This window comes from Nocardia sp. JMUB6875 (genome assembly GCF_041154655.1).
Lineage (GTDB): Bacteria > Actinomycetota > Actinomycetes > Mycobacteriales > Mycobacteriaceae > Nocardia.
Map to the genome: position 1 here is coordinate 1 of NZ_BAAFGR010000208.1, position 11,409 is coordinate 11,409.

Annotated in this window: 12 protein-coding genes and 1 pseudogene; 10 read left to right on the top strand and 3 right to left on the bottom strand. The window is 68.3% G+C overall.

Annotation, left to right across the window (positions count from 1 at the left end; genetic code table 11):
• Positions 1-236: pseudogene (locus ACAM49_RS34680) on the bottom strand (coproporphyrinogen III oxidase); the annotation flags it as partial.
• A gap of 169 nt (positions 237-405) precedes the next feature.
• Between ACAM49_RS34680 and ACAM49_RS34685 the strand changes: the two are divergent.
• The 7 genes from ACAM49_RS34685 to ACAM49_RS34715 all read left to right on the top strand — a co-directional run bounded on the left by ACAM49_RS34685 (position 406) and on the right by ACAM49_RS34715 (position 7,217).
• Positions 406-1,290: an immunity 49 family protein gene (locus ACAM49_RS34685; RefSeq protein ID WP_369639770.1), complete on the top strand. Its 885-nt coding sequence runs from the start codon at positions 406-408 to the stop codon at positions 1,288-1,290.
• Between the two features lie 127 nt (positions 1,291-1,417).
• Positions 1,418-1,510, top strand: coding sequence for an Ms4527A family Cys-rich leader peptide (locus ACAM49_RS34690; RefSeq protein ID WP_354835468.1), 93 nt, complete (start codon positions 1,418-1,420; stop codon positions 1,508-1,510).
• A gap of 119 nt (positions 1,511-1,629) precedes the next feature.
• Entirely contained in the window at positions 1,630-3,417 is a 1,788-nt protein-coding gene (locus tag ACAM49_RS34695) for a nitrite/sulfite reductase (protein ID WP_369639771.1), read from the top strand.
• Between the two features lie 15 nt (positions 3,418-3,432).
• Positions 3,433-4,143: a phosphoadenylyl-sulfate reductase gene (locus tag ACAM49_RS34700; RefSeq protein WP_369639772.1), complete on the top strand. Its 711-nt coding sequence runs from the start codon at positions 3,433-3,435 to the stop codon at positions 4,141-4,143.
• Positions 4,122-5,048: a sulfate adenylyltransferase subunit CysD gene (gene cysD, locus ACAM49_RS34705; protein ID WP_369639773.1), complete on the top strand. Its 927-nt coding sequence runs from the start codon at positions 4,122-4,124 to the stop codon at positions 5,046-5,048. The genes ACAM49_RS34700 and cysD overlap by 22 nt, the downstream gene beginning before the upstream one ends.
• A complete protein-coding gene (locus ACAM49_RS34710) occupies positions 5,048-6,367 on the top strand; it encodes a sulfate adenylyltransferase subunit 1 (protein WP_369639774.1) in 1,320 nt (439 codons plus the stop codon). Before cysD ends, ACAM49_RS34710 begins: the two co-directional genes overlap by 1 nt.
• Position 6,368: 1 nt before the next feature.
• On the top strand, positions 6,369-7,217 hold the full coding sequence (locus tag ACAM49_RS34715; RefSeq protein ID WP_369639775.1) for a sirohydrochlorin chelatase: 849 nt from the start codon (positions 6,369-6,371) through the stop codon (positions 7,215-7,217).
• 7 nt (positions 7,218-7,224) lie between these two features.
• Here the strand turns inward: ACAM49_RS34715 and ACAM49_RS34720 are convergent, their stop codons facing one another.
• Both ACAM49_RS34720 and ACAM49_RS34725 read right to left on the bottom strand, forming a co-directional pair.
• On the bottom strand, positions 7,225-8,094 hold the full coding sequence (locus ACAM49_RS34720) for an alpha/beta fold hydrolase (RefSeq protein ID WP_369639776.1): 870 nt from the start codon (positions 8,092-8,094) through the stop codon (positions 7,225-7,227).
• Positions 8,095-8,157: 63 nt separating this feature from the next.
• Entirely contained in the window at positions 8,158-8,865 is a 708-nt protein-coding gene (locus ACAM49_RS34725; RefSeq protein WP_369639777.1) for a TIGR00266 family protein, read from the bottom strand.
• 135 nt (positions 8,866-9,000) lie between these two features.
• Between ACAM49_RS34725 and ACAM49_RS34730 the strand changes: the two genes are divergently transcribed.
• From ACAM49_RS34730 to ACAM49_RS34740, 3 genes are all read left to right on the top strand, one after another.
• On the top strand, positions 9,001-9,567 hold the full coding sequence (locus tag ACAM49_RS34730) for a hypothetical protein (protein WP_369639778.1): 567 nt from the start codon (positions 9,001-9,003) through the stop codon (positions 9,565-9,567).
• 35 nt (positions 9,568-9,602) lie between these two features.
• Complete coding sequence (locus ACAM49_RS34735; RefSeq protein ID WP_369639779.1) at positions 9,603-10,250, top strand: HAD family hydrolase; 648 nt, start codon at positions 9,603-9,605, stop codon at positions 10,248-10,250.
• Positions 10,251-10,387: 137 nt separating this feature from the next.
• Positions 10,388-11,149, top strand: a complete 762-nt coding sequence (locus tag ACAM49_RS34740; protein ID WP_369639780.1) for an SDR family NAD(P)-dependent oxidoreductase — start codon at positions 10,388-10,390, stop codon at positions 11,147-11,149.
• Positions 11,150-11,409 lie beyond the last annotated feature (260 nt).

The following is an 11,409-nucleotide window of genomic DNA, read 5'->3' on the forward strand; positions in this document are numbered from 1 at the left end:
GTCCCCCCACCCACGAACACGGTCTCCACCGCAGGCGTAGCCGACGGCAACGCATCGAATTGCGCTGCGGCAGTGGCGAACTCCCCCCGCAATGCCTCGAACCACGACTCCGGCGACGACGAACTCCCCAACTCCCCCGCCGTATAGGTGTTGAAGTCGCAATACCCGCACCGCGTCGCACAGAACGGCACATGCACATAGATCCCGAACGCCCCACCCCCGAAATCGCGCAGCACCGGCAGTCCGGCGTCATCCGCCGCGGCAGTGCCGGAGGTCCGTTCGGGAGCAGTCGGGGTCACCCCACCAGTGTGACCGGTTACCCGCGTCACAACTCACCCGCCCGCGCCCGATCTCCCGCCCGACCAGCGGGATACGGCGAATCCGGGTACATTCCAAGGGATTTCGGTGGGCCGGGTGGAGGCTCCGGAAGCGGATGGGGATCCGGTGATCGAGGTGCCGCGGCATGAGATCGATGTCAGGTCGATCAGGGAAGTGGACGAAGGGTCGGTAGCGCCGGTCGTCAACAGGACGCGGGTGCCGGTGCGGGCGGAGGGGCCGAATTTCTCGCGGTCCATGGATGGGGCCGTGCTGGCTCGGATGCTGATGGTGGATCCGGGTGGGTTGCGGGCGCGGACGTGGTTTTTCGCGCGGTCGGCGGAGCGGACGATTACGCGGCGGTTCCGGGCGGACGGGATCGAGTACGGGTTCGATCGGCACGACAAGGTGGCGGGGTGGCGGGCGGCGTTCTGGTGGGCGCTGGTCGCGCGGGACTACGAGGCCATGGGGGAGCTGGTCGAGTATCCGGTCGAGCGGCTATGGGAGTACGGGGAGGGCGCATTCGACACCTTCCAGTACGAGTGGGTGCGACTACTCCAGTGGGCCTGGCGATTCGGACCCAAGAGCGTCTACGAGTCCGTCCGGGCCCTCGACACCACCAGCCGAGTGGGCGCGCAGCAGGTCACCGATCTGCTGCTGCGGCCCGCCATCGACGTCTTCCTCCGCCTGGCCGACGGCGACTCCGAGGGCTTCGACCGCCAGCTCGCCCATGCCCTGCGCCTGCATCGCGCCTTCTTCGACACCGCCGCCTGGGGCCACGACCTCGAGGGCGTCTTCTCCCTCCCCCTGCTGGCCCTCACCTGCTGGGCCCGCGACCTCGGCTATCGCACCGCCGTCCGCTCCCCCTACCTCCCCGCGGGATTCATCGATCGCCCCGACTGGTTCCGCTCCCCCGAGCTCGCCGATGAACTGTCCCGAATCGAGTCGGCCAAGTCCCGATTGATACCGCGATGATCAGAACCTGATCGATCTATGACACCTGTCACAAAACGAAACATATATCCAGGGGATTTCCCGGAAAACTGAGGAAAATTCGATCCGGCAGTCGGATCGACCCGTCTGACGTGGCACAATAACCCTCATGACTGGACTTGGAGTACGACTCGTGGCGCGTCGCCATGTCGACTTCAAGCGCGTCTGCAGCGCGAGCTGTCTGCCGGGAAGCCTCCGGTAGATCGGCTCCCATTCCCCGGAATCCAGCGTCCTTCTGACGCTGTAAGAGCCGGTTCTCTGATATCGGAGGCGTGAGCCAGCCCCTCCCGCCTGCCCGCAAGACCTTCAGGAGCGACCCCCATGACGTCGAGCACCGACGCCACTTCCGATAACGCTCACTCCGCCCGGCCCGAAAAGCCCGCCTCGGAGCGACGTGTGCGTCCGGACCGTCCGCGCTCGGAAGCGCCCGTCGCCCCGCGCGAGCGCACGGCCCGTCCGGTCAAGCGAAAGTCGGAGGGGCAGTGGGCGCTCGGCTACCGCGAGCCGCTCAATGCCAACGAGCAGTCCAAGAAGGACGACAACCCGCTCAATGTGCGCGCGCGCATCGAGAACATCTACTCGAAGCAGGGTTTCGACTCCATCGACAAGAGCGATCTGCGCGGCCGCATGCGCTGGTGGGGCCTCTACACCCAGCGCGAGCAGGGTTACGACGGCACCTGGACCGGCGACGAGAACATCGACATCCTCGAGGCCCGCTACTTCATGATGCGGGTGCGCTGCGACGCCGGCGCCCTGAACCTGAAGCAGCTGCGCACCCTCGCCGAGATCTCGACGGAGTTCGGCCGCGACACCGCGGACCTGTCCGACCGCGAGAACATCCAGTACCACTGGATCGAGATCGAGAACGTGCCGGAGATCTGGCGGCGGCTGGAATCGGTCGGCCTGCAGACCACCGAGGCGTGCGGCGACTGCCCGCGCGTGGTGCTGGGTTCCCCGCTGGCCGGTGAATCGCTCACCGAGATCATCGATCCCACCTGGGCCATCGACGAGATCGTGAAGCGCTACATCGGCAAGAAGGAGTACTCCAACCTGCCGCGCAAGTTCAAGACCGCCATCTCCGGCCAGCAGGACGTGGTGCACGAGATCAACGACGTCGCCTTCGTCGGCGTCGTGCACCCCGAACACGGTCCGGGCCTTGACCTTTGGGTCGGCGGCGGCCTGTCCACCAACCCGATGCTGGCCCAGCGCGTCGGCGCGTGGGTGCCGCTCGAGGAGGTGCCGGATGTGTGGGAGGCGGTCGTCTCGCTGTTCCGCGATTACGGTTACCGCCGCCTGCGCACCAAGGCGCGCCTGAAGTTCCTGGTGAAGGACTGGGGCATCGAGAAGTTCCGCGAGGTGCTCGAGACCGAGTACCTGAAGCGCAAGCTGATCGACGGCCCGGCCCCCGAGCAGCCGAAGCGCCCCATCGACCACATCGGCGTGCAGAAGCTGCGCAACGGGCTGAACGCGATCGGCTTCTCCCCCATCGCCGGTCGCGTGTCGGGCACCATCCTGACCAAGGCCGCCGAGGCCATCGAGCGGGCCGGTTCCGACCGGGTGCGCTTCACCCCGTACCAGAAGCTCATCGTGCTCGACGTGCCCGACGACAAGGTCGAGCAGCTGATCGAGGAGCTGGAACCGCTGGGCCTGCACGGCCGCCCGTCGCACTGGCGGCGAAACCTGCTGGCCTGCAGTGGCATCGAGTTCTGCAAGCTGTCGTTCACCGAGACCCGCAAGCGGTCCCAGGCGCTCGCGCCGGAGCTGGAGAAGCGGCTGGCCGACATCAATGCCGAGCTGGATGTGCCGATCACCATCAATATCAACGGCTGCCCGAACTCCTGCGGCCGTTCGCAGATCGCGGACATCGGCTTCAAGGGCCAGCTGGTCGACGACGGTGACGGGAATCAGATCGAGGGCTTCCAGGTTCACCTCGGAGGCAGCCTCGGTTTCGATGCCGCCTTCGGCCGGAAGTTGCGCCAGCACAAGGTGACCGGCGAAGAGGTCGGCGATTACATCGAGCGCGTCGTGCGCAATTTCGTCAAGAACCGTGACGAGGGCGAGCGTTTCGCGCAGTGGGCTGTTCGTGCCGATGAAGCAGATCTGCGGTAGTTAGGGGAATCAGCAATGACTACAACGAAACTCGCGGAATCCGAGCTGCGCGCCCTGGTCGAGAAGGGTAATGCCGAGCTCGGCCCGAACGCCACCGCGCAGGAACTGCTGCAGTGGACCGACGACACCTTCGGCTCGAATTACATTGTGGCGTCCAATATGCAGGACGCGGTGCTGGTACAGCTGGCCGCCCAGGTCCGCCCGGGCGTGGACGTGCTGTTCCTCGACACCGGCTACCACTTCGCCGAGACCATCGGCACCCGTGACGCGGTCGAGCTGGTGTACGGCGTGAACATCGTGAACGTGACGCCGGAACACAGTGTCGCCGAACAGGATCAGCTGCTGGGCAAGGATCTGTTCGCCCGCGACGCCGCCGAATGCTGCCGCCTGCGCAAGGTGGTCCCCCTGAAGAAGTCCCTCGTCGGATACAACGCCTGGGTGACCGGCATCCGTCGAGTGGAGGCGCCGACTCGCGCCAACGCACCCCTCATCTCCTACGACGAGGGCTTCGGCCTGGTGAAGATCAATCCGATCGCCGCCTGGTCCGATGACGAGATGGCCGCCTACATCGAGGCCAATGGCATTCTCGTCAATCCCCTTGTGGAAGAGGGCTATCCCTCCATCGGTTGCGCTCCGTGCACGCGGAAGCCGGAACCGGGATCCGATCCGCGATCCGGCCGCTGGGCCGGGCTCGCCAAGACCGAATGCGGGTTGCACGCGTCATGACCTCTCTCGAGACTGAATTCGACACCTTGGCCGCGCTCGAATCCGAGTCCATCCACATCTTCCGTGAGGTGGCGGGCGAATTCGAGCGGCCGGTGATCCTGTTCTCCGGCGGCAAGGACTCCACCGTCCTGCTGCACCTGGCCATCAAGGCGTTCTGGCCCGCGCCGCTGCCGTTCGCGCTGCTGCACGTGGACACCGGGCACAACCTGCCCGAGGTGCTCGAGTTCCGCGACAAGGTGGTCGAGAAGTACGGGCTGCGTTTGCATGTCGCGTCGGTGGAGGACTACCTCGCCGACGGTCGCCTGCAGGAGCGCCCGGACGGCATCCGCAACCCGCTGCAGACCGTGCCGCTGCTGGACGCCATCAACGAGAACCGCTTCGACGCGGTCTTCGGCGGCGGCCGCCGCGACGAGGAGCGTTCGCGCGCCAAGGAGCGCATCTTCTCGCTGCGTGACGCGTTCGGCCGCTGGGACCCGAAGCGGCAGCGCCCGGAGCTCTGGAACCTGTACAACGGCCGCCACGCCCCCGGCGAGCACGTGCGCGTGTTCCCCATCTCCAACTGGACCGAGCTGGACATCTGGCGCTACATCGCGCGTGAGGATGTCGAGCTGGCCAGCATCTACTACGCCCACGAGCGCCCGGTGTACCTGCGCGACGGCATGTGGATGACCCCCGGCACCTGGGGCGGCCCGGCCGAGGACGAGGAGCTGCTGATCAAGTCGGTGCGCTACCGCACCGTCGGCGACGGATCCACCACCGGCGCAATCATTTCCGACGCCGCCGACAATGACGCGATCCTCGCCGAGGTCGCCGCGTCCCGGCTCACCGAACGTGGCGCGACCCGAGGCGACGACCGCGTCTCCGAGGCCGCCATGGAAGACCGCAAGCGAGAGGGTTACTTCTGATGTCCGACCTATTGAGACTGGCCACCGCCGGATCGGTCGACGACGGCAAGTCCACCCTGGTCGGACGACTGCTGTACGACACGAAATCCGTGCTGGCGGACCAGATCGACGCGGTCACGCGCGCTTCGGTCGACAAGGGTCTGTCCACGCCGGACCTGTCGCTGCTCGTCGACGGCCTGCGCGCCGAGCGCGAGCAGGGCATCACCATCGACGTGGCGTACCGCTACTTCGCCACGCCCAAGCGGTCTTTCGTGCTGGCCGACACCCCCGGCCACGTGCAGTACACCCGGAACACGGTGTCGGGCGCGTCGACGGCGCAGCTGGTGATCCTGCTGGTGGATGCCCGCAAGGGCGTCATCGAGCAGACCCGCCGCCACGCCGCCGTCATGGCGCTGCTGGGCGTGCCGAAGCTGGTGCTGGCCGTGAACAAGATCGACCTGGTCGATGATCCGGCGGGCGTCTTCGAGAAGATCAAGTCCGAATTCGCCGAGCTGACCACGAAACTCGGCTGGGCGGCCGAGGACGTGCAGGAGATCCCGGTCTCCGCGCTGCACGGCGACAATGTGGCCTCGCGGTCGGAGAACACCCCGTACTACAGCGGCCCCTCGCTCATCGAGCACCTGGAGTCGGTGCCGGTGGACGCGGACGCGCACGGCCGCCACGAGGTCGGGCTGCGCTTCCCGGTCCAGTACGTGATCCGTCCCCGCACCGCCGAGTACCCGGACTACCGCGGTTACGCGGGTCAGGTTGCGGCGGGCGTGGTTTCGAAGGGCGACGAGGTCGTGGTGCTGCCCTCGGGCACCCGCACCACCGTCGAGCGCATCGACACCCCCAACGGTGAACTGGTCTCCGCGCAGCCGGGCCGCAGCGTCACGCTGATCCTGGCCGACGATGTGGACGTCTCCCGCGGTGACGTGATCGCCGCCGCCAAGGATGCTCCCGAGCCGATCGACTCGTTCGACGCCACCGTCTGCTGGCTCGGCGACAAGCCGCTGCGCCCGGGCGCGCGCCTGCTGCTCAAGCACGGCACCCGCACCACCCAGGCCATCGTGGGCGCGCTCATCGAGCGCTTCGACGAGCAGCACCTGTCCGCCGATCCGAACCCGGAGTCGCTGTCGCTCAACGACATCGGCCGCATCTCGGTGCGCGTGGCCGACCCGATCGTGGCCGACGACTACAGCGTCAACCGCCACACCGGCTCGTTCCTGCTGATCGACTCGGCGGGCGGCAACACCCTGGCCGCGGGCCTGGTCGGCGACGCGCTGACCGCGGTCGAGGTCGGCACCGAGACCGAGTTCGCCGCCGAAGTCGGGGTCTGAGATGAATCCGCCCGGCAACGGCGCAGTTCCGGCCGTCCTGCCGGGCGGAGCGGCCCGTCCGTTCCGGATCGAGCACGCGCCCGCCCTGATCGCCGTGGCGCATGGCAGCCGCGATCCGCGCTCGGCCGAGACCATGCGGGCCGTGGTCGCGCAGATCGCGGCCCAGCGGCCGGATCTCGATGTGCGGCTGGCGTTCCTGGATCTGAGCAGTCCATCGGTGGATCAGGTCGTGGATGCGGTTGCGGCCGACGGGCATTCGCATGCCATTGTGGTTCCGCTGTTGCTGGGCAGTGCTTTTCACGCGCGCGTCGATCTGCCCGGGCTGCTCGACGAGGCCCGGGCGCGCCATCCTCAGCTGCGTCTGACCCAGGCCGATGTGCTCGGTCCCGATCCGCATCTGATCATCGCGCTGCGCGATCGCATTGTGGCGGCCATGGCCCAGAGCTCCGAAGCCTTGCCCTTGGCCGATGTCGTGTTGCCGCAGGGCAGGGCGCGGGGTCCCCGCTGGGGCATAGCCGTTGCCGCCGTGGGCTCTTCGTCCGCGACCGCCAATACCCGCACCGGCGATGTGGCGCGCCTGCTCACGGCCTTGACGGGCTGGGACACCGAGATCTGCTTCGCCACCACCGAGCCCACGCTGCTCAAGGCCTTCGCCCGGCTGCGTGCCCGTGGCGCGGACCGCGTCCTGGTGGCCCCGTGGTTCCTGGCCCCGGGCCTGCTCACCGATCGTCTTCGCGACGCCCTCCCCCAGATCCCGCATGCCGACACCATCGGCGCGCACCCGCTGCTGGCGGAGGTGGCCCTGGATCGCTACGCCACCGCCGCTCTGCCGCTGGAACTTTCGGCCTGATCCGAGCTCACGTCAGGAATTCCAGGAGCAGCTCCGCCGTGCGCTCCGGAGCCTCCTCCGGCAGGAAATGCCCGCAGGGCAGCGATTCCCCGGTCACCGTGTCACACCATTGACGCCAGATTCGCAGCGGATCCGTTGCGCCGTCGGCGATTCCGCCGGATTCTCCCCAGAGCACCAGGGTCGGGCACGCGATCTTGCGGCGACCCCGGTCGAGGTCATCGTGTATGCGGTCGAGGGTGGCGGCGGCCCGGTACTCCTCGCAGATGGCGTGGACGGTCCGTGGATCGCGGAACTGCGCCCGGTAGGCGGATCGCAGATCGGGCGGGAACGCCCCGGGCGTGCTCGACCAGTTGTCGAGCATGTAGTCGACCAGCACGTGGGGTGAGCCCGAAATCAACCGCTCCGGAACGGGTTCCGGGGCGGCCAGGAACGACCAGACCCAGAATCCCTCGTCGAGCCCGGCGCGGAACACCTCACCGGTGGGGATGATGTCCAGCACCCCCAGCCGGGTGATCATCCCGCGATAGTCGAGCGCCATGCGATACGCGCACCGGGCTCCCCGGTCGTGCCCGATCACCGCGAATCGCCGATGACCGAGCGTCGCCATCACCTCCACCTGTTCCGCCGCGATCTCCCGCATGCTGTACGGCCCGTGATCGGGTGTGCTGCGCGGCGTCCCGCTGCGCCCGTACCCGCGCAGATCGGTGGCGACGACGGTGAACCGCTCGGCCAGCTGCGGCGCGACCCGATGCCACATCAGGTGCGTCTCCGGAATCCCGTGCAGCAGCAGCACCGCCGGGCCACTGCCCGCGGTCCGCCCGTGAATCATCCCCGCCGCCGTCGGAATGTCGAATACCTCGAAGTCCGTGAAGTCCACAGTCCACCTCCGTCTCAATGGTGCGGGACGGGCGGGCGCGGCGCCGGTCGATGCGGATACGGCTCAGCGGGTTTGGGTCCCAGGCTCGGTGGACGGCAGGTACGGGATGAGTGTGTGGGCGAGGTTGGTGATGGTGAGGGATTGCAGCCACACGCGGCCGGGACCGGTGAGAGCGGCCAGGAAGAGGCCGTCGCCGCCGAAGAGGAGGTTGCGGACGCCCCGGATCATGGTGATGTCGAAATCGACCGAGGCGTCGAACATTCCGATGTGGCCGGGGTGCACGCGCAGGGTTTCGCCGCGGGCCAGATCGTATTGGACAACTTCGCCGGAGAGCTCGACCCAGGCGTAACCGTCGCCCGCGAGCCGCTGCAGGGTGAAGCCCGCGCCGCCGAAGATGCCCGCGCCGAGGCGGCGCTGGAAGCTCAGGGCGATCCGCACATCGCCTGCGGCGCAGAGGAATCCGTGGCGGTGCACCAGGTATTCGCGGTCCTTGGAAACCTGGACGGGCAGGATCTGGCCGGGCAGTTTGGCGGCGAAGGAGACCATGCCCGGATCGCGGTGGGCGGTGTATTCGGTCATGAAGAGCCCGGCCCCGGCCATGGCCCGGCGGACCGCACCGAGCACGCCGCCTGCCGCGGCGCGGGTGGAGGTGCTCAATCGGATGGAATCGGTCATCCAGGAGAGCTGCCCCGCTTCGGCGATGAGCCGATCCCCGGGTTCCAGCGCTACCTCGAGCACCGGCATGACGGTTCCCCGGATTCTGGCGTCCATCAGGTGTCCCCTCCCGCGTTCACGACTCACACCAGTGTGCCCGGCCGTGGGCCGTGGCGGGATCGTGTCCGACTTGCCACCGGGGCGTTCTTCTTAGTAATTTAGGATTCCCTTACCTAATAGAAGTGGCTCGACATGCTCCAGACCAGCGGCCTCCGGTACCGCACCGGAACGACCGGAATCGCCCACGATTCCTGGCCCGTCGCGGCCGCCTACGCCCTGCTGGCCACCGGCGGACTGGCCGCGGCCGTCTGGATCGCCGCCCACGTCACCGCCAGCCCGGCCGTGCACACCGGCGGACTGTTCGTGCACCTCGCCTCGCTGGTGATGGGATTCGGCGGCGTGCTCATGGCCGATTCGTTCGTATTGCGGTGGGCATCAGGACGTCTCAGCTTGACCGAGACGCTGTCGGCGGTGAGCCGGTTGCACGTCCCGATCTGGCTGGGCCTGGCCGGGCTGGTGGCCAGCGGCTGCGTGCTGGAACCGAATCTGGCCTCGACCATGACGCGCACCAAGCTCGCACTGGTACTGATGCTGACCCTCAACGGGATTCAGGCTTCCGCGCTGAACCGCCGCCTGTGCGCCCGCGGCGACGCCCCGCTGACCCCGCCCCTGCTGGCTTGGGGCGCGGTCACCGGACTGGTGTCGCAGGTCTGCTGGTGGGGCGCGACCGCCATCGGCTTCCTCAACGCCCAGCACTGAACCGGGACCGGAACGCCGCCCGATACGCTGGGCGAATGATCAAGGCTGCGGTATTCGATGTGGGCGAGACGCTGATCGACGAGACGCGCATCTGGTGCCGCTGGGCCGACCGGCTCGGCGTGCCGCGCTTCGCGTTCCTGGGCGTGATCGGCGGCATGGCGGCCACCGGGCGGCCGCTCACCGACGCGTTCGAACTGGTGCGGCCGGGCCTGGATCTCGAGGCCGAGCAGATCGCCTGGGCCGCCGACGAGCCCGACAGCCTGCGCAACAACTTCGACGCCGACGACCTCTACCCGGATGTGCGGCGGGCGCTGGGCGAGCTGCGGCGGCGCGGGATCACCGTGATCATCGCCGGAAATCAACCGCCGCAGGCGAAGTCGGCGCTGGAGCGAATGGCGCTGCCGGTCGACGCGGTCTACACCTCGGCCGAATGGGATCTGGAGAAGCCGGATCCCAAGTTCTTCACCAAGGTGGCGGAGGTGGCCGAGGTCGAGCCCGGCGAGATCTGCTACATCGGGGACCGGGTCGACAACGATGTGCTGCCGGTGCTGGCGGCGGGCATGATGCCGGTGCTGATCCGGCGCGGGCCGTGGGGCTATCTCACCGCCGAGCTGCCGGATGCGGCGCGGGCCACGGTCATCGACGGTCTCGACGAGCTGCCGGACCTGGTATCCCCGGCCTGAATCCAGGTTGTCCGAGCCTGAATCCAGTTCCATGACACATCAAGCGTGACGGCCGTTTTCCGCCAGCGGCCAGTCCACACGCGGCGTTGAATATGACATGTCAACGAAATCGCCTCTACCGCAAGGGGAATGTAGTCATGGATGCTCGCTTCGCAGGCAAGGTCGTTCTGATCACCGGCGCCACCTCGGGGGTCGGCGCGGCCGTGGCCCGGCGGATCGCCGCCGAGGGCGGGGCCGTCGTGCTCGGCGCACGCGGCAAGGAGGCCGGTGACCGAATGGCGGAGGAGATCCGCGCGGCCGGTGGCCGGGCGCTGTTCGTGCCCACCGATGTCACCGTCGAGGCCGATGTGGAGCGCCTCACCGGTGCCGCCGTCACCGAATTCGGGCGGCTGGACGCGGCTTTCAACAATGCGGGCGCGGTCAATGCCTTCGGCAATGTGGAGGACATCGACGCGTCCGGCTGGCGCGCCGATCTGGAGCTCAACCTGACCGCCGTCTATTACGGCCTGCGCCACCAGGTTCCGGCGCTGGCGGCGAGCGGCGGGGGTGCGATCCTCAACAACGCCTCCAATCTGGGCGTGGTCGGCATGGGCCAGGTCGCGCCGTACGTCGCCGCCAAACACGGTGTCGTGGGCCTGACCCGGGCCGTGGCCCTGGAGGCGGCCGATCGATCGATCCGCGTGAACGCCTTGGTCTCCGGCGCGGTCGACACCCCCGCCTTCCGCAACTCCATGGGCGCGACCCCCGAGGGCGAGGCCGCCATCGCGGCCCTGCACCCCCTGGGCCGCATCGCCCGCCCAGACGAGATCGCCGCCTTCTGCGCCTACCTGCTCAGCCCGGAGGCGAGCTTCATCACCGGCGCGGCCCTCGCCATCGACGGCGGCTTCACCGCCCGCTGACCCGCGTCCCCACGCGGCATCGCGACGGGCCCACCACCGCGTCCGGGCACTGGAAACGCGGGGTGGGCCGTCACTTTCGACGATGGGCGAGCAGGAGTGCAGGTCCCTCATTCGCCCATCGCCGGTCCATGCAGCAAGCCGCTGTGGCTCGCTATCTACCGGGGACGAGGTGGGGCGGGTTGGTCAGGCCCGCCACCCACCTACGTCGCCGTGGGGAGGGGACAGATGGTGGGACCCCACCGCCCAGCCTCCCCCGCACC

What these genes read in the sequence shown, in the direction of transcription:
- ACAM49_RS34710 (WP_369639774.1), top strand. Translation starts at nt 5,048, where the DNA reads ATGTCCGACCTATTGAGACTGGCCACCGCCGGATCGGTCGACGACGGC.
- ACAM49_RS34725 (WP_369639777.1), bottom strand. Translation starts at nt 8,865, where the DNA reads ATGGACGCCAGAATCCGGGGAACCGTCATGCCGGTGCTCGAGGTAGCG.
- cysD (WP_369639773.1), top strand. Translation starts at nt 4,122, where the DNA reads ATGCGGGTTGCACGCGTCATGACCTCTCTCGAGACTGAATTCGACACC.
- ACAM49_RS34740 (WP_369639780.1), top strand. Translation starts at nt 10,388, where the DNA reads ATGGATGCTCGCTTCGCAGGCAAGGTCGTTCTGATCACCGGCGCCACC.
- ACAM49_RS34700 (WP_369639772.1), top strand. Translation starts at nt 3,433, where the DNA reads ATGACTACAACGAAACTCGCGGAATCCGAGCTGCGCGCCCTGGTCGAG.
- ACAM49_RS34695 (WP_369639771.1), top strand. Translation starts at nt 1,630, where the DNA reads ATGACGTCGAGCACCGACGCCACTTCCGATAACGCTCACTCCGCCCGG.
- ACAM49_RS34735 (WP_369639779.1), top strand. Translation starts at nt 9,603, where the DNA reads ATGATCAAGGCTGCGGTATTCGATGTGGGCGAGACGCTGATCGACGAG.
- ACAM49_RS34690 (WP_354835468.1), top strand. Translation starts at nt 1,418, where the DNA reads ATGACTGGACTTGGAGTACGACTCGTGGCGCGTCGCCATGTCGACTTC.
- ACAM49_RS34730 (WP_369639778.1), top strand. Translation starts at nt 9,001, where the DNA reads ATGCTCCAGACCAGCGGCCTCCGGTACCGCACCGGAACGACCGGAATC.
- ACAM49_RS34715 (WP_369639775.1), top strand. Translation starts at nt 6,369, where the DNA reads ATGAATCCGCCCGGCAACGGCGCAGTTCCGGCCGTCCTGCCGGGCGGA.